Here is a 20574-nt window from a genome sequence, read left to right as displayed (position 1 = left end):
GGCAGGACAGAGGGGGGCGCCACAGAACGCCAACCTTCGAGTCTGGCAAACAGCAAACGCTTCCCCTTCCGCGTCGCCAGCTTCGGCAACATCACCGTAGCACTCGCCCCCGATCGCGGGCGTTCGGCCGATCGCCGCGCCGACTACCACGACCCGACCATGCCGCCGCGCCATGCGCTGATCGCCTTCGGCCTGTGGCTGCGCAAATCGGTCGGCGTCCATGCCCTCATCCATGTCGGCGCCCATGGCACGCTGGAATGGCTGCCCGGGAAAACCGTTGCGATCAGCGAATCCTGTTTTCCCGAGATCGTCACCGGTCCCCTGCCCGTCATCTATCCCTTCATCGTCTCCAACCCGGGAGAGGCCGCACAAGCCAAGCGACGTATTGCCGCCGTCACCCTCGGCCATCTGCCGCCGCCGCTGACCGGCGCCGGACTGGACGAAAACCAGCGCCAGCTTGAACGGCTGGTCGACGAATATGCCCAGGCTGACGGGCTCGACCGCCGCCGCCGCGATCGCCTGGCGAGGCTGATCGTCGAAACGGCGCAGAAGACCGGCCTCGCCTCCGAAGCCGGCGTCGCCGGAACCGACGCACCCGACGAAGCGCTGCGCCGCATCGATGCCTGGCTCTGTGATCTCAAGGATTTCGCCATCAAGGACGGCCTTCACATCTTTGGCCGCTCAGCCGAGGGCGAGACCGATCCGCTGCGCGCGCAAAGTGCGGCGGCCGAGAAGTCTGCGCTGATCGCGGCCCTCGACGGCCGCCATGTCGCTGCCGGTCCTGCCGGCGCGCCGGCGCGTGGCCGGCGCGATGTCCTGCCGACCGGCCGCAACCTGTTCACATCAGATCCACGCACCATGCCGACGCCGACATCCTTCGATCTCGGCAGGGCGGCCTCCGACGAAGTCTTGCGCAGCTATATGCAATCGCATGGCGACTGGCCGCGCTCGCTGGTCATCGATCTCTGGGGCTCGGCCTCGCTGCGCACCGGCGGCGAGGAAATCGCGCAGGGCCTGGCGCTGATGGGCTGCCGTCCGCAATGGGATTCCGCCACCGGCCGCGTCACCGGCATCGAGGTGTTGCCGCCGGCCACCCTTGGCCGCCCGCGCGTCGATGTCACCTGGCGTATATCAGGCCTGTTCCGCGACATGTTCCCGACCCAGATCGCCCTGATCGATGCGGCCGCCAACGCCGTCGCCGCCCGCGACGAGGACGCGACGGAAAACCCGCTCGCGGCCAAGGCCCGCGCTGACGGTAAGATCAGCCCGCGCATTTTCGGCACCTCGCCCGGCACTTACGGCGCCGGCGTCGAAAATTTATTGTCGAGCGGCGACTGGGCCGCGCGCGAAGAGATCGGTCGCGCCTATCTCGACGCCACTTCGCATGCCTATGGCGGCGCCGACGGGGAAGGGATTTCGTCGCCAGGCGCTTTTGAGGACCGTATCGCCGAGGCCGACCTTCTCGTCCATACCGGAGACGACCCCGGCCGCGACATTTTGGAAGGCTCCGCCGACGTCGCCTTCATCGGCGGTTTTTCAGCGGCGCTTGCGGCCCTCGGCAAGAACGCCGATGTCATCGTCCTCGACACCACGGACCCGCAAAAGCCGAAGCCGCGCTCGGTAGGAGAAGCCGTATCTCGGGTAGTTCGCGCCCGCGCGGTCAACCCGCGCTTCATTGCCGGCCAGATGCGGCACGGGCCGCGCGGTGCCGCGGAGTTCGCCGAGACGGTCGACCGGCTGGTCGGCTTCGCCGAGACCACACGTGCCATATCGGGCACGCTGATCGAGGCCGTGCACGACGCCTATCTCGGCGACCCCACGGTCCGGGCCTTCATGCTGCGCGAAAATCCGGCGGCCGCGAAAGTCATCGCCGAGCGTTTGCTGTCGGCGCGCCGGCGCGGTCTCTGGCATCCGCTGCGCAATTCCATCGATGACGATCTCGCCGCCTTGATCGCCCAGGGGGTGGCGGCATGAACGCCTTCTCCCGACGCGGCGCCTGCCCCGCTTTGTCCGCGCCGATGCAGACCGGCGACGGGCTTCTGGTGCGGCTCAATCCGGTCGCTGGAGGATTCTTGCCGAAATCCTTGATCGGACTCGGTGAATCCGCCTTGCGGCATGGCAACGGCATCATGGAAGTGACCGCCCGTGGCAGCCTGCAGATACGCGGCCTGACGCCGGCCAGCGCCCGGCTTCTGGCCGTCGAGGTCGATGCACTCGGCATCGCCGTGCGCACCGGCGTGCCGGTGGAGCACGGACCGCTAGCGGGGCTGGACCCGCAGGAGATCGCCGACCCGCGCCCGCTGGCGGGGCGGATGCTGGACGCTATCGAAGAAGCCGGGCTGGCGCAGCGCCTCGGTCCGAAGGTTTCGGTGATCGTCGACGGTGGCGGGCAATTGAGCATGGATGCGGTTACGGCCGATGTCAGGCTCGTTGCAACGCGCACCAATGCGGGAATCAAGTGGCAGGTGTCTGTCGCGTGTGACGGGCAGAATGCGAAGCCGCTCGTCACGGTGGAAGACGATGCGGCGTGCGATATTGCAGTCGCGATGCTCAGGATGGTCGCCGAAAAAGGCCGCGAAGCCCATGCAAGGGATTTGACGCAGAGGCAGTTAATATCCCTCGCAAGCTGGCATTCCTTCGCGCCCCCCTCTGTCCTGCCGGACATCTCCCCCACTTGGGGGGAGATTGCGCCCTCGTCTCCGCTTTCGCCAATCACCCGAGGTGCTAAGGGGGAGCCGCCGGCGAAGCTGCCGATCTCCCCCCAAGTGGGGGAGATGTCCGGCAGGACAGAGGGGGGCGCGAAGGAACGCCGGCCCATCGGAGTTTTCGATCTGGCCGCCACCGGCACCGCCCTTGGCATTGGCCTACCCTTCGGCAGCATGCCGGCGCAAAAACTCATCCAGCTCACGCAACAGGCCCTCACCCTGGGCGCAACCGAAATCCGCCTCGCCCCGCAGCGCGCGCTGCTTTTCCTCGGCCTCTCCCCGACCGCCTGCCACTCGCTCCAGCAAGCCGCCGCCACTCTCGGCTTCGTCACCGCCGCCACCGATCCGCGCACCAGGATCGCCGCTTGCCCCGGTGCCCCCGCCTGCGCCTCCGGCCGGATCGCCACGCGCGACATCGCCGAGACCATCGCCGCAGAAAACCGCGACCTCCTCGATGCCTCCGTCACCCTGCACATTTCCGGCTGCGCCAAGGGGTGTGCCCATCCCGGCCCGGCGGCGCTGACACTGGTCGGCGGCGAAAATGGGGCCGGACTTGTCGTGGACGGGACGGCGAAGGTCCTTCCCGCCGGATACAGGCCAGGTTATGACGCCGCGCGCGGCGTTGGCCGCATTGCGGCAGCGGTCCGCGAAGCACGATATCCCGGCGAGACCACCACCGCCTGCCTGACAAGGCTTGGCGCGGCCGGTGTCACCGAACTTTACCGACAGGAATGAACATGCCCGCCCACACCGCCTACGACTACATCCATGACGGCACGGCGATCTATGAGCGCTCCTTTGCCATCATTCGCGCCGAGGCCGACCTGTCGCGCTTTTCTGATGCCGAGGCCGACGTCGCCATCCGCATGATCCATGCCTGCGGCCAGGTCGAGGCTGCCAGGCACTTTGTTTTTTCGGAGGATTTTGTTGCCGCCGCGCGCACGGCGCTGGCAGCCGGCGCGCCGATCTTCTGCGACGCTCAGATGGTCTCGCACGGCGTGACACGCGCCCGGTTGCCGGCCGGCAACGAGGTGATCTGCACGCTGCGCGATCCGCAAACTTCCGAGATCGCGAAAAAGATCGGCAACACCCGCTCGGCTGCAGCCATCGACCTGTGGGGCGAGCGCATGGCCGGTTCGGTCGTCGCCATCGGCAATGCGCCGACAGCACTTTTTTATCTGCTGGAAAGGCTGCGCGACGGCGCGCCGAAACCGGCTGTTATCATCGGCATGCCGGTCGGTTTCGTCGGCGCGGCCGAATCGAAGGATGCGCTGGCCGAGAATTCCTATGGCGTGCCCTACGCGATCGTGCGCGGCAGGCTGGGCGGCAGCGCCATGACCGCTGCAGCACTCAACGCATTGGCGAGGCCGGGCCTGTGAACGCGATTGCAAAAGGTAGGCTTATAGGCGTTGGCACCGGTCCCGGCGACCCCGAGTTGCTGACGCTCAAGGCCGTGCGCGCGCTGGCCGAGGCCGACGTGGTGGCGCATTTCGCCAAGCGCGGCAACAACAGCAATGCGCGCGCCATCGTCGGCGCGCATTTTCGTCCCGATTTGATCGAGTTGCCGCTGCTCTATCCCGTGACCACCGAAATCGACAAGGATCACAGCGATTACCGGTCGCAGATAGCGGATTTCTACGAAGAGTCGGCCGAAAAGATCGCCGTGCATCTCAGCGCCGGCAGGACGGTCGCGGTGCTTTCGGAAGGCGACCCGCTGTTCTACGGCTCCTATATGCATCTGCATGTCCGGCTGGCGCACCGCTTTCCAACAGAGGTCATTCCCGGCGTCACCGCCATGTCCGGCTGCTGGTCGGCGACCGGAACGCCGATCGTCCAGGGCGACGATGTATTGACAGTGCTGCCGGGCACAATGAGCGAATTCGAGCTGACGCGCCGCCTCGCCGATACCGATGCCGCCGTCATCATGAAGGTTGGCCGCAACCTGCCCAAGATCAGGCGCGCACTGGAAGCGACCGACAAGCTGGCGCGTGCCGTCTATGTCGAGCGCGGCACCATGCCGGGCGGCGTCTCGATGCGGCTGGCCGAAAAGCAGGACGACAAGGCGCCCTATTTCGCCATTGTACTGGTGGCCGGCTGGTCCGGCCGCCCCGAAGCATTGGTGGAGGCCGGGGCATGAGCGGCCGCCTGACCGTCATCGGGCTTGGGCCCGGCAATGCCGACCAGGTGACGCCGGAAGCGAGCCGCGCCGTCGCAGAGGCAAAATTCTTCTACGGCTACAAGCCGTATCTCGACCGGCTCGACCTGCGCCCCGACCAGACCCGCGTCGCCTCGGACAATCGCGAGGAGCTGTCCCGCGCCAAGGACGCGCTGGTAAAGGCTGCGCAGGGCCATGATGTCGCCGTCGTCTCGGGCGGCGACCCCGGCGTCTTTGCCATGGCGGCAGCCGTCTGCGAGGCGATCGAGGCCGGCCCGGCCGAATGGCGTGCCGTTGACGTTGCGATGCTGCCCGGCATCACCGCGATGCTCGCAGTCGCTGCCCGCATCGGCGCGCCGCTCGGCCATGATTTCTGCGCCATCTCGCTGTCCGACAATCTGAAGCCATGGGAGCTGATCGAGCTGCGCCTGTTGGCGGCGGCGGGCGCCGGCTTCGTCATCGCGCTCTACAATCCGATCAGCAGGGCACGCCCCTGGCAGCTTGGCCGCGCCTTCGAATGCCTCACAGCGATCCTGCCCGGCACCACGCCGGTCGTCTTCGGCCGTGCCGCCGGCCGCCCCGACGAGCGCATCGAGGTCGTTCTGTTGGCGGAAGCCGATGCGGAAAAGGCCGACATGGCGACCTGCATCATCATCGGCTCGCCGGAAACCAGGATCATCAAGCGCGGTGAAAAACCGGCGCTGGTCTACACGCCGCGTTCGGCGGCGGGCCCAAGAAAATGACTGACCAGAAAATGATCGACCATTGCGGCAAGCGCTTCGACGGTCTCCGCCGACGTAACGTCCGGCAGCGCCGGTCTGCGGATCATGACCACCTCAATGCCGAGCGCCCGCGCTGCGGCGATCTTGCCGTAGGTCGCCTCGCCGCCGCTGTTCTTGGAAACGACGACGTCGATGCGGTGTTCCAGAAGCAGTGCACGTTCGTCGGCTTCCCGGAACGGCCCGCGCGCCAAGAGATAGGTAGCATCGGGCACAGCGAGCATTGGCTCGACCGGATCGACGCTGCGGATGAGATAGTGATGTTGGGCTGCGGCCTCAAAAGCGGCGACCTCCTGCCGGCCCAACGCCAGGAGGGCGCGGCGCGACGCAGCGCCCAGCGCCGTCACCGCGCTGGAAACGCTGTCGACCAGCGTCCACCGGTCACCTTCGGCAGGCTCCCAGCCTGGGCGCCTGAGCGCAACGAGGGGCACGCCGGTGTTGCCCGCCGCCTCCGCTGCGTTGGCGGAGATTTTCGCCGCATAGGGATGCGTGGCGTCGATCAGCAGGCCGACGTCGGTCTCGCGGAGATACGCCGCCAGTCCATCGGCGCCGCCGAAACCACCCACCCGCGTCGGCACACCTTGCGCGACAGGATTTTCGGTGCGGCCGGCCAGCGACAGCGTGAGCGACACATCGGTGCGCGCGGCCAGCTTTCCCGTCAGTTGCCGGGCTTCGGTGGTTCCGCCGAGGATCAGAATGCGGTGGGTCATCATGCCTGCTGAAGGTCCGCGCGCCGCCCGGCTCACACAAAAATGGCTAACGATCGTCGGCATCGGCGAGGACGGTGTAGCGGGTCTCGGCGAAGAGGCCAAGCGGCTGATCGCCGAGGCCGAATTCGTCTTCGGCGGCACGCGCCACCTTGCCCTTGTCGCGTCACTCGCCAAAGGCGAGGCACGTGCCTGGCCGACCCCTTTCGATGCCGAGATGCGCGACGTGCTGGCGCTTTCCGGCAGGCGAGTCTGCATGCTGGCGTCGGGCGATCCGTTCTTCCACGGTGTCGGCGTCACCCTTGCTCGCAAGATTCCTTCCCAAGAGATGCAGGTGATCCCCGCCCCTTCGGCCATGTCGCTGGCCGCCGCCCGCCTCGGTTGGGCGCTGCAGGGTATCGAGACCATTTCGCTGCACGGCCGCTCGATCGACCTGATCCGGCCGCTGCTGCATCCGGGCACCCGCATCCTTGCGCTGACCTCGGACGGCGATGCACCAGCGGCGATTGCGCGCCTGCTGACCGAACTCGACTTCGGCGCCTCACGGCTGACGATTCTGGAGGCACTGGGTGGCCCGAACGAAAGGCTGCGTTCGGCGCGCGCGGACGCCTTCGACCTGGAAAAGATCAATCCGCTCAACGTTCTGGCAATCGAAGTTGACTCAACTTCGGAAGCACGCATCCTGCCGCTGACATCGGGCCTTGGCGATCATTTGTTCGAGCATGACGGCCAGATCACCAAGCGCGAGGTGCGCGCCATCACCCTGTCCGCCCTCGCTCCCAGGCGCGGCGAATTGCTGTGGGACATCGGCGCCGGCTCGGGCTCAATTGGCATCGAATGGATGCTGGCCCATCCCACGATGCGCGCCATTGCCATCGAGGCCGATCCAACCCGCGCCGCTCGCATCCACCGCAACGCTTCACACTGTGGCGTGCCCGGCCTTGTCGTGGTCGAAGGTTCGGCACCAAAGGCGCTTGCCAAGCTAGGCACGCCCGATGCGATCTTCATCGGCGGCGGCGGCAGCGATACCGGCGTGCTGGGCGCGGCGATCAAGGCCCTGCGCGTTGGCGGCCGGCTGGTCGCCAGCGCGGTGACGCTGGAGATGGAGGCGCTGCTTCTCGCCCGTCACGCCGCGCTCGGCGGCGATCTCACCCACATCTCTATCTCCCGTGCTTCACCGGTTGGTTCGATGCAGGCATGGCGGCCGGCTATGCCGGTCACCCAATGGAGCTGGGTCAAGCCATGATGATCGCGGGCATCGGCAGCCGCAAAGGCGTGAGTGTGCAAGACGTTCTTGCGGCGATAGAAACCGCGCTGGAAGCGCATGGGCTGGCGATGACGGCGCTGTCTGCCTTGGCGACGACCGAATTCAAACGCAGCGAAGAGGCCATTTTTGCTGCCGGCCGTAAACTCGATCTCCCGGTCATAGTGGTGGATGTTGCTGGTTCTGAACCGTCGCTCCCCCTCACCCGGCCTCCGCTTCGCTCGGCCGACCTCTCCCCGAGGGGAGAGGAGATCACGCACGCTGGCGTCAGTCTCTTCTCCCCAGCGGGGAGAAGGTGGCCCGAAGGGCCGGATGAGGGGGCCGCTTTGCTCAGCCGTTCCGACCTGTCGCAGGAACATGCCGGCACGCCGTCGGTTTCCGAAGCCTCGGCGCTTGCTGCTGCCGGAAAAGGCGCGCAACTGCTTGGGCCGCGCACTGTCCTCGGCCCGGTCACCTGCGCCATCGCCATCAGCGGAGACGCGGCATGACCGTCCACTTCATCGGCGCCGGTCCTGGCGCGGCCGACCTCATCACCTTGCGCGGCAGCCGGCTGCTGGCAAGCTGCCCGGTCTGCCTCTATGCCGGCTCGATCGTCGCCCCGGAACTGTTGCAGCACTGCGCGCCCGGCACGAAATTGATCGACACCGCGCCGATGTCGCTCGACGAGATCGAAGCGGAATATGTGGCGGCCCACCAGGCCGGCCACGATGTGGCGCGTCTGCATTCCGGCGACCTGTCAGTGTGGAGCGCTGTCGCCGAGCAGATCCGCCGGCTGGAGAAGCACGGCATCGCCTATACGCTGACGCCGGGCGTGCCCTCCTTCGCTGCTGCCGCGGCAGCGCTGCGCCGCGAGCTGACCATTCCCGAAGTCGCGCAAAGCCTGGTGCTGACCCGCATCTCCGGTCGTGCCTCGAAAATGCCGCCCGGCGAAACCCTGGCCGGTTTCGGCCGCACCGGCGCCACGCTCGCCATACACCTTGCCATCCACGCGATCGACCGTGTCGTCGCCGAGCTGACGCCATGCTATGGCGCCGAGTGCCCGGTGGCGGTCGTCTTCCGTGCCTCCTGGCCGGACGAGCGCGTGCTGACCGGCACACTGGCCACCATCGAGGCGCAATTGGCCGCCGATCCAATGGAGCGCACGGCAATCATCTTCGTCGGCCGTTCGCTGGCAGCGGAAGGCTTTCGCGAGAGTTCACTTTACGACGCCCACTACCAGCGGCGTTTTCGCGGGCGGGACGGATTGTGAACGACGGCGCCGGAAACACAGGTGGAAACACCACGATCGAACAGGCTTTGGCCCGGCTGAACTTCAAGCCGCGCCAGCTGAAGCCGGGCCATGTCTGGCTGGCCGGCGCCGGCCCCAGCGATCCCGGCTGCCTGACTCTGGAAGTGCTGGCGGCGCTTGGGCAGTGTGATGCGCTCGTCTACGACGCGCTGGTATCGCCCGATATCGTCGCTGTCGCCGAGGCCGCGGAGCTGTTCTACGCCGGCAAGCGCGGCGGCCAGCCATCGATGAAGCAGGACGACATCACCGCCCTGCTGGTTCGGCTGGCGCGAGAAGGCCGCCGCGTCGTCAGGCTGAAGGGTGGCGACCCCTATATTTTCGGTCGCGGCGGCGAAGAGGCGCTTGCGCTCGCCCGCGAAAACATCCCGTTCCGCGTCCTGTCCGGCCTGACTTCGGGCCTCAGCGCGCTTGCCGGTGCCGGCATCCCGGCCACCATGCGCGGCATCAACAAGGCGGTGATCCTGGCCACCGGCCACGCCGCCGGCACCGATGACGACCTCGACTGGGCAGCAATCGCCCGCACCGGCCAGCCGGTCGTCGTCTACATGGGCATGGCCAATCTGCCGCTGATATCAGCCTCGCTGCTCGAGGGCGGGTTGGCGCCGTCGACGCCGGCCGCGGTGATTGTTGCCGCGACGACGCCGCGGGAGCGTATCGTCGTCGCCACGCTCGCCACCATTGCCGAGGAAGCGGCTGCAGCCGGGTTGACCTCGCCGGCGCTGATCGTTGTCGGCGGCATCGTCGCGATGCGCGCGGCATTGGCGGGCGAGCCATGACCCGCGCGATCATCATCGGTGCGCCGCGCTCGGGCTCGGGCAAGACCAGCGTTACCATCGGCATCCTGCGCGCGCTCGCCAGGCGCGGCCTTAAAGTGCGCGGCGCCAAATCCGGCCCCGACTATATCGATCCCGGCTTCCACACCGCCGCGACAGGCCTTTCCGGCGTCAATCTCGACAGCTGGGCAATGCCGCCCGCCTTGCTCAACGCGCTGGCCGGTGACGCAACTGAAGATGCCGATTTCATCTTTCTCGAAAGTGCGATGGGCTTGTTCGACGGGATTCCCACTTCTGCGGGCCGCACAGGCTCGGCCGCAGACCTTGCCCGGCTCTACGGCCTGCCGGTACTGCTGGTGCTCGATGTTTCCGGGCAGTCGACCACGGCGGCGGCCGTCGCCAAGGGTTTTGCTACATATGACCCCCATGTGCGCATGGCCGGCGTCGTGCTCAACCGGCTGGGCAGCGAGCGTCACCGCCGGCTTTGCAGCGACGCGATCGAAGCGCTCGATCTGCCAGTGGTCGGCGCGATCCTGCGCGATCCATCGCTCAACCTGCCGGAGCGCCATCTCGGCCTCGTCCAAGCCGGCGAATATGAGAATTTGATGGTGCATCTCGACCGACTGGCCGACATGGTCGAACGCTCGCTCGACCTCGACGCCATTATGGCACTGGCGGCACCGTTTGAACCTGCGCCGGGCAACTTCAGCGACGCGCTGCCACCGCCCGGCCAGCGCATCGCACTGGCCGAGGACGCTGCCTTCACCTTTCTCTATCCGCATGTCGCGGCGCATTGGCGCAAAGCCGGGGCGGAAATCGTCCCCTTTTCGCCGCTCGCCGACGAACCGCCCAGCGACAGTTGCGATGTCTGCTGGCTGCCCGGCGGCTATCCCGAGCTTCACGCCGGCCGCCTTGCGGCGGCCGCGAATTTCCGGGCCGGCATTGAGGCGTTTTCGGCAACGCGGCCGGTGCATGGCGAGTGCGGCGGCTTCATGGTGCTCGGCGAAGCGCTGGAGGACGCATCGGCAGAGACGCACGGGATGCTCGGCCTGCTCGGCCACTCGACCAGCTTTGCCAAGCGAAAGATGAATCTCGGCTACCGCGAGGCGCGGCTGCGCGCCGATTGCCCGCTTGGAGCCCAAGGCGCGCTGATCCGCGGCCACGAATTCCACTATGCGCAGATGCGCGCGACTGGCAATGACGAGCCATTGGCCGACCTCGCTGACGGCCAGGGCAATCCGCTCGGCGCCTCCGGTTACCGCCGCGGCCATGTCAGCGGCACGTTCTTCCATGCCATTGCGAGAGGCTAGAGCATGATCCCGAACCGGAGGTCCGCGTCAGCGAAAAGTGGGAACCGGTTTTCGGAATAGATTATGCTCAAACTCAAGGACATGCCCCCTTCGCCCCGCCAAGCGCTCGATGACATCGCGCTCTGCTTCGTCTTCTTCACCCGGCTGCCGCTGCCGGTCGTCGATCTCCGGGACCGCGGCCTTGCAGCCGCGATCTGGGCAGCGCCGGTCGCCGGCCTCGCCGTCGCTCTGATTGGCGCCTTGGTTTACGCGATCGGGACCTGGCTCGGCCTTGCATCTGGCCCGGCAGCGGCACTTGCCCTTGCCGCGACCTTGCTCGCCACCGGCTGCATGCATGAAGACGGACTTTCGGATGTCGCCGACGGTTTTGGCGGCGGCAAGACACGCGAGAAAAAACTGGAGATCATGCGCGACAGCCGCATCGGCGCCTATGGCGCTTGTGCGCTCGGCCTCTCGCTGCTGATCCGCTGGAGCGTGCTTTCCGAATTCGCCAGCCCGGCGCAGGTTCTCGCCGCTCTCATTGCCGCGCATGCCGGTTCGCGCGGCCTGCTCGGCGCTTTCATGCATCTGTTGCCGCCGGCTCGCAGCGACGGTCTCTCGGTTGACGCAGGCACCGTGTCGGCCGAAACCGCCATTGCCGGTGCCGTGCTCGGCGCCGTCGCCCTGCTGACGCTAGGGTTCGGTGGCGCGGTCGCCGCGCTCATCCTGCTCGGCCTGTTGTTTGCCGCCTTCCGTATGGTGTGCCTCAGCCAGATCGGCGGCCAGACCGGCGACACGGTCGGCGCGCTGCAGCAGTTTGGCGAGATCGCAATCCTGCTCGTCGCTTCCGTTCACCTTTCCTGACTCTGTTTCGGAGACTTTGCCCCCATGCCTTTCAAATCGCTTAATGAATTGCGCGCGGCCTGCCTCGACCTGCCTGCCGGCAGCGACGCTGCGGCAAATGCCGTCGCCCGCCGCCAAAACACGCTGACTAAGCCGCAAGGCAGCCTCGGCCGGCTGGAAACCATAGCGGCTTGGCTTGCTCGCTGGCAGGGTCGCGACATGCCGCAGCTCGATCGCGTCAAAGTCTTCGTCTTTGCCGGCAACCACGGCGTCACCGCACAGGGCGTGTCGGCCTTCCCGTCAGAGGTCACCGTGCAGATGGTGGCGAATTTCGCCGGCGGCGGCGCCGCGATCAACCAGCTCGCCCGCATCGCCGGCGCCGAACTCGACGTCATTCCGCTAGACCTCGACCGTCCGACCGGCGACTTCACGCAAGAGCCGGCGATGGACGACGAGGCGTTCCTCGCCGCCGTCTCGGCCGGCTACGGCGCCGTGACGAAAGACCTCGACCTCGTCTGTTTCGGCGAGATGGGCATCGGCAACACCACGCCGGCGGCAGCCATTTCAGCCGCCCTTTTCGGCGGCGGCGCGGAAAAATGGACCGGCCGCGGCACCGGCGTCGACGATGCCGGCTTGGTGCGCAAGATCACCGCCATCGAGGCCGGCCTCAAGCGCCAAGCCGAGGCCCTCGCCGACCCGCTGAGGATCGCAGCAGCCCTTGGCGGGCGCGAACTCGCCGCCATTTTTGGCGCTACGCTGGGCGCGCGCCATCACGGCGTGCCGGTGCTGCTCGACGGCTTCGTCTGCACCGCCGCCGCCGCACCCCTGGCAAGATTGCACCCCGACGGCCTCGCCCACACGCTTGCCGCCCATGTCTCGGCCGAATCCGGCCATCGCCGCCTGCTCGAGGCACTCGGCCTGCCGCCGCTGCTCGATCTCGGCATGCGGCTCGGCGAAGGCTCCGGCGCCTGCCTCGCCGTCAACATCGTCCGCTCGGCGCTCGAATGCCACGCCCGCATGGCAAGTTTTGCTGAGGCCGGCGTGTCGGAGAAGTAAATGCTCGCAAACTCATGAGAGGCGACACGGCCCGATACAGGGGCGTGAGACGGCATTTATCGTCTCACGTTCTCACCCTGTTCCAGGGAACTTTCCACCTAAGTCTTTGAAATCTTTGGTGGGTGCGACAGGGATCGAACCTGTGACCCGCTGATTAAGAGTCAGCTGCTCTACCAACTGAGCTACGCACCCACTCGCCGGTAAAACCAGCGTCGGCGGGCATATAGCCGCCGCCATCCGCCATGTCCAGCCCTGCCGGATTCATTTCCCGACAAATCGCTGAAGTGCCGCACATCGTCAGACAAACAGCTTGCCTTCCGCCACTTTTACCGCATGGCCGCCGATGCGGGCGGCGGCGAGTTTGCCGCCTTCGACATTCAGTTCGAGGCGGATGCGCGAAGGCCGGCCCATCTCCAGCCCTTGCTCGATCCACAGTCGCGAGACTCCGTCTCGCGGGCCGTCGAAATGCATGATCGCGCCGGCGAAGGCGGCCGCCGCCGAACCGGTCGCCGGATCTTCATAGGAAGGATTGCCCGGCACCATCATGCGGACATGGAAGGCGCTGTCGTGGTTCACCGTTTCGCGGCAGTAGACATACGGGCTGGCGAAGGCCCATTCGCTCTTGCGGGGTGCCAATTCCGACCACGCCTGGTTGTCCAGCCTTATCCGGGCCGCCGCCTCAAGGTCGGCGACGGGGATGGTCACATAAGGCACGCCGGCCGACCAGAACGAGACGCGGTGGTTTTCGAAACCGACTTCGTGTGGCCCCAGCCCAAGTGCTGCGCCGATCGCCTCTGGGTCAGCGACAAGTTCCAGTGGCTCCGGCAGTTTGGCCAAGTCGAACTCGGCAAAGGTGGCGCCATCGTGCTTGCTGACGGCGCAGCGCACCGGGCCGATATTCTCCTCCAGGACGAAGATGCCGGCGGTGTCGTCATCGCCAGCCATTTCGGCAAGCGCGATCGCGGAACCGACAGTCGGATGGCCAGCGAACGGCATCTCATAGTCGGGCGTGAAGATGCGGATGCGGGCGCGGTGCTTGGGATTGTCAGGCGCCAGCACGAAAACGGTTTCCGACAGGTTGAACTCGCGTGCGGTGGCCTGCATCGCGGCCGTGTCCAGCCCCTTGCTGTCAAGCACGACGGCCAGCGGATTGCCGGCCAGCCGCTCGGTGGTGAACACGTCGTAAAGTAAGTAATTCCGGGTCAGCATTGTAGAAAGCCTTCTGCCTCAATCCCAACATGGGCGAAATTTAATTTGATATTTGAACCATTAGGCCTGATCTGTGCACTGATGGGATCATCACTGTTTATAGGGGTCCGGCGTGGACCAGATTGTCAATCTGCCAAAGACGGAATCCACTTCCGACATAGAGACGGCACTCGGACTTGACCACCTGGGCCTGAAGAAGAAGCGCCGTCGCGGCTGGCTTTATGGCCTGCTTGTGCTGGTCGTCATCGCCGCAAGCCTCGCCGGCTACCAGTGGTATGCCGGGTCTCCAACCAAGATCGACTATACCACGGTGCCGGCCGCTGTCGCCGACCTCACCGTCGAGGTATCGGCCACCGGCACGCTGCAGCCGCTCACCCAAGTCGACATTTCGAGCGAACTGTCCGGCGTCGTCCGCTCGGTCGCGGTCAACGAGAACCAGCAGGTGAAGAAGGGCGATGTGCTGGCGGCGCTCGACACCGCCAAGCTGGAGGTGCAGATCGAGCGCGCCGAGGCTTCCGCCAAGGCGGCGGCCGCCAATGTCGAGACCGCCACCGTAACCCTCACCGAAAACGAAAAGGCGCTTCTGCGCGCGGCGGCGCTCACCAAACGCGGCATGGCGACGGACCAGTCGCTTGAAGCGGCGACAGCGACGCGCGACCGCTCCAAGGCAGCACTCGACAGCGCCAAAGCCAATCTTGCCATCGCCAATGCCGATCTCAAGGCGCAGCAGACGGACTTCGCCAAGAGCACCATCTATGCGCCCATCGACGGCATCGTTCTGACGCGCTCGGTCGATCCCGGCCAGACGGTTGCCTCCTCGCTGCAGGCGCCGGTGCTGTTCGTCATCGCCGCCGACCTCAGGAACATGGAGTTGAAGGCAGCGGTCGACGAGGCCGACATCGGCGCGGTCAAGCCCGGCCTGCATGCGCGCTTCACCGTCGACGCCTTTCCGGAACGGCCGTTCGATGCCGAGATCCGCGACATCTCCTACGCTTCGGTCACCACCGACGGCGTCGTCACCTATGACGCGCGGTTCGAGGTCGACAACAACGAGCTTCTGTTACGGCCTGGGATGACTGCCACCGTTTCGGTCGTCACCAGGCAGGCCAAGGGCGTGCTCACCGTGCCGGCCATCGCTTTTCGCTATCGGCCGGCGCAAACAGCCGCCCGCGCGTGGAGCCTGAGCGACCTGTTCACGGGCCGTATGGGCCGTCCAGGCGGCAACCGCCAGCGCCAAGCGACGGCGCAGCCCACCGATGGCTCGCGCACGCTCTACGTGCTGGAGAATGGCCGGCCCCGGCCGGTCAACGTCAAGATCGGCTCCACCGATGGCGAACTGACCGAGATCACCTCCGGTCTCGCAGAAGGTGCGCAAGTCATCACCACAGCGCAGCAGCGGAGCTGAAATCATGTCAGGCTCGCTGCTCATCACCTTCGACAAGGTCTGGAAAAGCTACGGCCAGGGCGAAGCCACGGTCCATGCGCTGGCTGGCGTCGACCTTGCTATCCGCCGCGGCGAATTCGTCGCCATCATGGGCCCGTCCGGTTCGGGCAAGTCGACGGCGATGAACATCATCGGCTGCCTCGACACGCCGACGGCCGGAACCTACAGCTTCATGGGCATCGACGCCGGTCGTCTCGACCGCAACCGCCGCGCCATGCTGCGCAATCTCTATGTCGGCTTCGTCTTCCAGGGCTACAATCTCCTGCCGCGCACCACCGCGGTGGAAAATGTCGAACTGCCGCTGATCTATCGCGGCGTCGCCGCCCGCGAGCGTCATCACCTCGCCATGAAAGCCCTGGCCGAGGTCGGCCTTGTCGGCCGCGAGCACCACACGCCGGCCGAGCTCTCCGGCGGCCAGCAGCAGCGCGTGGCGATCGCGCGCGCCATCGTCACCAGGCCAACCCTGCTCGTCGCCGATGAGCCGACCGGCAATCTCGATACCGCCCGCACGCACGAGATCATGGAACTCCTGACGCGGCTGAACACCGAGCTTGGCCTCACCATCGCCATGGTCACCCACGAGGCCGACGTCGCCGCCTATGCCGAGCGCATAATCCGCTTCCTCGACGGCCATGTCGCATCCGACACTGTGAATCTCGAGGTGGTGTGACCGTGATCTGGGAAACCGTCCGCCTCTCGCTGCTTTCGGTCCGCCGCAACGTGCTGCGCTCGTTTCTGACGCTGCTCGGCATCGTCATCGGCGTCGCCGCCGTCATCGCCATGCTCACCATCGGCTCGGGCACCACCGAAAAGGTAAAGGCCGACATTTCCAAGCTCGGCAGCAATTTGCTCGTTGTCCGTCCCGGCCGCCCAGCCGGACCCGGCGGACCGGGAGGGCTCGACCAGGCCACACGTCCGCTCGGCAGCAAGGAACTTGCCGCGCTTGTCGCACACCTGAGCGGCGCCCGCGCCATCTCGCCCGCATCGCAAAAGCAGGTCCGCGTCATCTTCGGCACCGAAAGCCTGACGTCGGGTGTCACCGGCACCGACAGCGCCTATCTCGATGCGCGCGACTGGAAGCTAGTTTCGGGCCGCCCGTTCAGCGATTCGGAAATCCGCTCGGGTACCGGCGTCTGCCTGATCGGCGAAACCGTACGCCAGCAGTTCTTCGGCGCCGGCGACCCCGAAGGCGAGATCATCCGCGTCAACCGCACCTCGTGCAAGATCATCGGCTTGCTCGAGCCGAAGGGTTATACCGGCTTCGGCCAGGACCAGGACAATGTCGTGCTGATGCCGCTCGCCGCCTATCAGCGCCGCATTGCAGGCAACCGCGACATCGACTCGATCTACGTCGCCGCCGACGACCGGACGCCGACCACCGAGCTGCTGCCGCGAGTCGAGGACATCTTGCGCGACACGCGCCGCATCACGCCGGACCGCGAGGACGATTTCTCGATACGCGACATGACCCAGATCGCCGACGCCATGGCCAGCGCCACCACGACGATGACGGGCATGCTGGGTGGGGTCGCCGGCGTCAGCCTGTTGGTCGGCGGCATCGGCATCATGAATATCATGCTGGTGTCGGTCACCGAACGCACCCGCGAGATCGGCATCCGGCTGGCCATCGGCGCGCATGAAAAGCATATCCTCATCCAGTTCCTGGTCGAGGCTACCGTGCTGTCGCTGCTCGGCGGCATTATCGGCATCCTGATCGGCCTGGCGCTGGCCGGCCTCGCCTCTCTGACGCTGGCCATCCCGTTCGCGCCAAGCCCGGCGGTGATCCTGCTCGCCGTCGGCTTCTCGGCGCTGATCGGCATGGTGTTCGGCTTCTTCCCGGCGCTGCGCGGCGCGCGGCTCGATCCGATCGACGCGCTCAGGCATGAATAGAGGGCGTCACGCGACGTTTCGGCTGTTTAAGCTTTTTTGGTGGTCTTTCGCCTCTTCCCTGTCGCCGCTCAATCTGCGGTGCTAGTATAATCGCCAGGGCTAATATGACCTCAGGGGGGTAGGAAGTATGAGCAAGAAAGAGCGCCTGATTCTGGCGGTAGTGATCGTTGAGGCCGCCTTGGCAGGCCTCTGGTGGTATCTGGCCAGTTACGGCATGGACAATCCTGATCGCGTCACCGCTGATTTCCAGCAGGTTGTCGGTCAGACGATGGGAACGGCGATGGGTGCGCTGCTGGGTGTCGGCGTCGTGCTGTTTTTCGTCGCTGCCCGCAACGACCGCAAAACCATCGAAAACAAAATGCGTCGTTAGAGCGACGTGCGTCCACTTGGACGCACAAAGTACGCTCTAGCACTTTGAATCTTTGCATCGTGCTTTTCGAAAATCGATTCCGATTTTCGGGCCGATGCGTCAGTCCTGGCCGGCAAAATGCCACTCGATCAGTGGCTTCATGTGCGGCATCAGCCCGCCCGGCAGCTCGTCGGCACTGCGGATGATGACGGGCCCGTCGATTTCCGGCTCTGCCTCGGTGGCGACAAAGGCACTGATGCGCTGCGCGACCTCGTCGGCGGATGCCGTCTCGCGATAGCGGCGAAAGATCACCGTGCCGGTTGCCGTCGACAGGGCATAGTAGCGCCTGCCGCGTGTCGCGCCGGCAAGGTCGAGGCCGGTTTCTTCCCGCACCTCGCGGATCATGTTGAAGTCGACATCGACAAGGCCATCGCGGAAATCGGTCGGCTCGAACGAGCCGGCGGCGAAGTAGACGCGGCCAGCATTGACCGTGTGCGACGCCATGCGGATCGCCACCAGCGCATTGTCGCCGGCGACCAGCATGGCATGGGCATAGGCGTGCTCGGCCCCAGCCACATGGCGATTGCCGCGCCAAAGCATGAAGGTCGAGTAGCGCACCGCATGGCAGCGGCCGACGAGGCTGTTGTCGCGATAACTAAGCGCCGAAAGCAGCACCACGGTGCCGTCGAACAGCGCCGGGTTGGCCAGGGTCTCACGCCGCCAATTCTCGGCAATCGCTTGCGCGTTATCGCGTTCGAACGGATGCGGGCCGGGGTCGAGCCTGACGTCGACGGCGTCGACCGGCAGGATGATGTTGCGCGGCAGGTCGAAGCTCAACGAAAACGATCCTCAGGCCATTTCCAGGGTGATCGCCACCGGGCAGTGGTCCGACGCTTTCGGCCGGTCCCAGCCGGCACGCGGAAAGCGGTCCACCTCCTGGCCCGCCGGAAAGATCGTGCGCCAGGGCTGGCCGTTGCGGATGATGTCGGGAACGGCGGTCGCGTTCCTGGCCGCCAGTGCCTTCGACAACAGGATGTAGTCTAGCTGGCACAGATGCCGCTCTTGCGGTCCGCGCGTATGGTATAAGGTCCAACGGTCCATCTCTGGGCGCCGCTCGACCGCATTCTCGCAAAAGCTGCCGGCGGTGAGCACGTTGAGGCAGGACTGGCTCTCATCGATCACCTCGAAGCGGTAGCCGTCAAAGGCGTCGCCGGAGATCTTCACGCGCTGCCGATAATCGTTCATGTCGCCGCAGATCGCCCAGCTTTTGTCGGCGGCATGATCCCCACCGAAACGCTCCTCGATGATCCGGCGCACCGCTTGCGCCTCGGCGATGCGCAGCGGCATTGTCGCCTGGCGCCCGTCGAGACCGTTGCGGGGCGAGCCCATCGACTTGAAATGCACCAGATAGAGCGTCAGCGGCACGCCGCCGACAGTCAGGTCGATTTCCAGGCAGTCGCGCCGGAAGATGCGCTGGTTGGCCTGGTGCCCAAGTGCCGCCAGTTCCGGCGTGTGCAGGCCGAACTGCTCGAACGTGACATAGGCGTGGCTTGTCATGCGCACGAATTCGATCGGGTGGCCCTGTGCGGTCTCGTTGCGCATCATCACGGCGACGTCGATGCCGCGCGAATCATTGCCGGCGGTGGTGTATTTCTGGCGGTAGCCATGCCCAACCATCTTGAACAGATAGCCATATTCGAAAGCCTTCAGCGCCTCGATATTGTCGACCTCCTGCATGCAGATGATGTCGGCGCGGGTGGCTGCGATGGCCAGTGCCGTCAGCTGGCGCGTGTCGTCGGATAGCGCGATCGCCCGCGCCTGTTCCAGCATTTTGTATTCGGCCTCGCTCTGGATATCGAAAAGCGCCAGCGTGCGATCTTCGTTGAGCTGGTTGCGGTATCCGGAAAAATCGAACCTGTTCATCAGGTTTTCGACATTGAAGGTGGCGAGGCGCAGGGACATGGCGGTGACCTTTGCCCACAAGCGCAGCCGAAAACAAGGGGGCTGGGCGATGCCCAATCATGGTTAATGGAACCTTTCCGTTCATCTTCCGTTCAGACGCAAAGGTCCATGATTAGGGTTACTCTGAGCATGGGGCCTGAATCTTCGGAGAGTGAAATGAAACCGCTCTTTTTGACTACCATTCGATCGGGCATGTTGGCCTTGGGTCTTGTTTCCGGCCTCTCGGCGCCTTCCATGGCCGGGCCCATTCAGCCTGACGTCCCGCTCCCAACTGCTGCCGCGGCACGCGAAATCGTGCCGGTGCGCGATGGCTGGGCTGGCGGCAATAATAATGTCTGGATGCGTGGCCGTAATTTCTCAGGAGCCCGGAGCTGGAACCGTGGTAATTGGAACCGTGGCAACTGGAACGGTGGGCGGCACTGGCGCCGCAACTGGAACGGTGGGCGGCACTGGCGCCATAATGGTGGCCGGTACTACGGTGGCGGCCATTACGGCCGGTACTACGGTGGCGGCTATTACGGCCATTACTACGACGACGACGACGACGACGACGCCGCCGCCGCGATTCTCGGTTTGGGCCTTGGGTTCGGCCTTGGCAGCCTGTACCAGGGCTACTACAACCAGGGCTACTACAACCAGGGCTACTACAACCGGGGCTACTACAACAACGGTTACTATTCGAGCGCCCATGTCCGCTGGTGCTACAATCGTTACCGGTCGTATCGCACCTGGGACAACACGTTCCAACCCTATAACGGCCCGCGCCGGCAATGCTGGTCGCCCTATCGCTGATCGACTGATGCATTCCAGACGGCGCCGCCCCTCGCGGCGCCGTTTCCGACTGGCTCAGCCTTCTTCTGA

21 protein-coding genes and 1 tRNA gene are annotated in these 20574 nt (G+C 65.7%); 17 read left to right on the top strand and 5 right to left on the bottom strand.

All coding sequences use genetic code 11. The annotated features are described in order from the left end of the window. The 5 genes from AC0L14_RS15195 to AC0L14_RS15175 all read left to right on the top strand — a co-directional run. A partial coding sequence (locus tag AC0L14_RS15195) for a cobaltochelatase subunit CobN (RefSeq protein ID WP_473749987.1) occupies nt 1–1974 on the top strand: 1974 nt, incomplete at its 5' end. Then, nucleotides 1971–3440, top strand: coding sequence for a precorrin-3B synthase (gene cobG / locus AC0L14_RS15190; protein ID WP_473749986.1), 1470 nt, complete (start codon nt 1971–1973; stop codon nt 3438–3440). The genes AC0L14_RS15195 and cobG, both read left to right, overlap by 4 nt. Continuing rightward, nucleotides 3437–4084: a precorrin-8X methylmutase gene (locus tag AC0L14_RS15185; RefSeq protein WP_473749985.1), complete on the top strand. Its 648-nt coding sequence runs from the start codon at nt 3437–3439 to the stop codon at nt 4082–4084. The genes cobG and AC0L14_RS15185 overlap by 4 nt, the downstream gene beginning before the upstream one ends. After that, the gene (locus AC0L14_RS15180; protein WP_473749984.1) at nt 4081–4842 is read left to right on the top strand and encodes a precorrin-2 C(20)-methyltransferase; all 762 of its coding nucleotides are present in this window, start codon (nt 4081–4083) and stop codon (nt 4840–4842) included. Before AC0L14_RS15185 ends, AC0L14_RS15180 begins: the two co-directional genes overlap by 4 nt. Beyond that, complete coding sequence (locus tag AC0L14_RS15175) at nt 4839–5603, top strand: precorrin-3B C(17)-methyltransferase (RefSeq protein WP_473749983.1); 765 nt, start codon at nt 4839–4841, stop codon at nt 5601–5603. The genes AC0L14_RS15180 and AC0L14_RS15175 overlap by 4 nt, the downstream gene beginning before the upstream one ends. On the opposite strand, the gene AC0L14_RS15170 is transcribed toward AC0L14_RS15175, so the two are convergent. Next, nucleotides 5567–6349: a cobalt-precorrin-6A reductase gene (locus AC0L14_RS15170; protein WP_473749982.1), complete on the bottom strand. Its 783-nt coding sequence runs from the start codon at nt 6347–6349 to the stop codon at nt 5567–5569. The genes AC0L14_RS15175 and AC0L14_RS15170 overlap by 37 nt on opposite strands. A gap of 1 nt (nt 6350) precedes the next feature. Between AC0L14_RS15170 and cbiE the strand changes: the two genes are divergently transcribed. The 7 genes from cbiE (at nt 6351) to cobT (ending at nt 12859) form a co-directional block, all read left to right on the top strand. Beyond that, a complete protein-coding gene (gene cbiE, locus AC0L14_RS15165) occupies nt 6351–7592 on the top strand; it encodes a precorrin-6y C5,15-methyltransferase (decarboxylating) subunit CbiE (protein ID WP_473749981.1) in 1242 nt (413 codons plus the stop codon). Then, nucleotides 7589–8098: a cobalamin biosynthesis protein gene (locus AC0L14_RS15160; RefSeq protein WP_473749980.1), complete on the top strand. Its 510-nt coding sequence runs from the start codon at nt 7589–7591 to the stop codon at nt 8096–8098. The genes cbiE and AC0L14_RS15160 overlap by 4 nt, the downstream gene beginning before the upstream one ends. Continuing rightward, nucleotides 8095–8859 (top strand): precorrin-4 C(11)-methyltransferase, encoded by a 765-nt coding sequence (gene cobM, locus AC0L14_RS15155; protein ID WP_473749979.1) that lies wholly within the window; start codon nt 8095–8097, stop codon nt 8857–8859. The genes AC0L14_RS15160 and cobM overlap by 4 nt, the downstream gene beginning before the upstream one ends. Further along, nucleotides 8856–9674, top strand: coding sequence for a uroporphyrinogen-III C-methyltransferase (gene cobA / locus AC0L14_RS15150; protein WP_473749978.1), 819 nt, complete (start codon nt 8856–8858; stop codon nt 9672–9674). The genes cobM and cobA overlap by 4 nt, the downstream gene beginning before the upstream one ends. After that, a complete protein-coding gene (locus AC0L14_RS15145; RefSeq protein ID WP_473749977.1) occupies nt 9671–10981 on the top strand; it encodes a cobyrinate a,c-diamide synthase in 1311 nt (436 codons plus the stop codon). Before cobA ends, AC0L14_RS15145 begins: the two co-directional genes overlap by 4 nt. A gap of 63 nt (nt 10982–11044) precedes the next feature. Then, the gene (locus tag AC0L14_RS15140) at nt 11045–11824 is read left to right on the top strand and encodes an adenosylcobinamide-GDP ribazoletransferase (protein WP_473749976.1); all 780 of its coding nucleotides are present in this window, start codon (nt 11045–11047) and stop codon (nt 11822–11824) included. A 24-nt stretch (nt 11825–11848) separates the two neighbouring features. After that, a complete protein-coding gene (cobT, locus tag AC0L14_RS15135; protein WP_123151886.1) occupies nt 11849–12859 on the top strand; it encodes a nicotinate-nucleotide--dimethylbenzimidazole phosphoribosyltransferase in 1011 nt (336 codons plus the stop codon). Between the two features lie 116 nt (nt 12860–12975). On the opposite strand, the gene AC0L14_RS15130 is transcribed toward cobT, so the two are convergent. Together AC0L14_RS15130 and AC0L14_RS15125 are read right to left on the bottom strand one after the other, a co-directional pair. Then, nucleotides 12976–13051: transfer RNA gene (locus tag AC0L14_RS15130), tRNA-Lys, on the bottom strand. 105 nt (nt 13052–13156) lie between these two features. Continuing rightward, a complete protein-coding gene (locus AC0L14_RS15125; RefSeq protein ID WP_473749975.1) occupies nt 13157–14068 on the bottom strand; it encodes a PhzF family phenazine biosynthesis protein in 912 nt (303 codons plus the stop codon). A gap of 112 nt (nt 14069–14180) precedes the next feature. Between AC0L14_RS15125 and AC0L14_RS15120 the strand changes: the two genes are divergently transcribed. From AC0L14_RS15120 to AC0L14_RS15105, 4 genes are all read left to right on the top strand, one after another. Beyond that, the gene (locus AC0L14_RS15120; RefSeq protein ID WP_473749974.1) at nt 14181–15473 is read left to right on the top strand and encodes an efflux RND transporter periplasmic adaptor subunit; all 1293 of its coding nucleotides are present in this window, start codon (nt 14181–14183) and stop codon (nt 15471–15473) included. Between the two features lie 4 nt (nt 15474–15477). After that, entirely contained in the window at nt 15478–16182 is a 705-nt protein-coding gene (locus tag AC0L14_RS15115; RefSeq protein ID WP_473749973.1) for an ABC transporter ATP-binding protein, read from the top strand. A 2-nt stretch (nt 16183–16184) separates the two neighbouring features. Next, the gene (locus tag AC0L14_RS15110; RefSeq protein ID WP_473749972.1) at nt 16185–17402 is read left to right on the top strand and encodes an ABC transporter permease; all 1218 of its coding nucleotides are present in this window, start codon (nt 16185–16187) and stop codon (nt 17400–17402) included. A 127-nt stretch (nt 17403–17529) separates the two neighbouring features. Continuing rightward, nucleotides 17530–17772 (top strand): hypothetical protein, encoded by a 243-nt coding sequence (locus tag AC0L14_RS15105; RefSeq protein WP_258123582.1) that lies wholly within the window; start codon nt 17530–17532, stop codon nt 17770–17772. A gap of 99 nt (nt 17773–17871) precedes the next feature. Here the strand turns inward: AC0L14_RS15105 and AC0L14_RS15100 are convergent, their stop codons facing one another. Together AC0L14_RS15100 and AC0L14_RS15095 are read right to left on the bottom strand one after the other, a co-directional pair. Further along, a complete protein-coding gene (locus AC0L14_RS15100; protein WP_473749971.1) occupies nt 17872–18588 on the bottom strand; it encodes a hypothetical protein in 717 nt (238 codons plus the stop codon). Between the two features lie 12 nt (nt 18589–18600). After that, a complete protein-coding gene (locus AC0L14_RS15095) occupies nt 18601–19713 on the bottom strand; it encodes an endonuclease/exonuclease/phosphatase family protein (protein ID WP_473749970.1) in 1113 nt (370 codons plus the stop codon). A gap of 156 nt (nt 19714–19869) precedes the next feature. On the opposite strand from AC0L14_RS15095, the gene AC0L14_RS15090 reads away from it, so the two are divergent. Then, nucleotides 19870–20505, top strand: a complete 636-nt coding sequence (locus AC0L14_RS15090; RefSeq protein ID WP_473749969.1) for a BA14K family protein — start codon at nt 19870–19872, stop codon at nt 20503–20505. Nucleotides 20506–20574 lie beyond the last annotated feature (69 nt).

Source organism: Mesorhizobium sp. WSM4841, assembly GCF_055811515.1.
The sequence above is the reverse complement of the archived record's forward strand: the minus strand, read 5'-3'. Positions and strand labels throughout refer to the sequence as shown.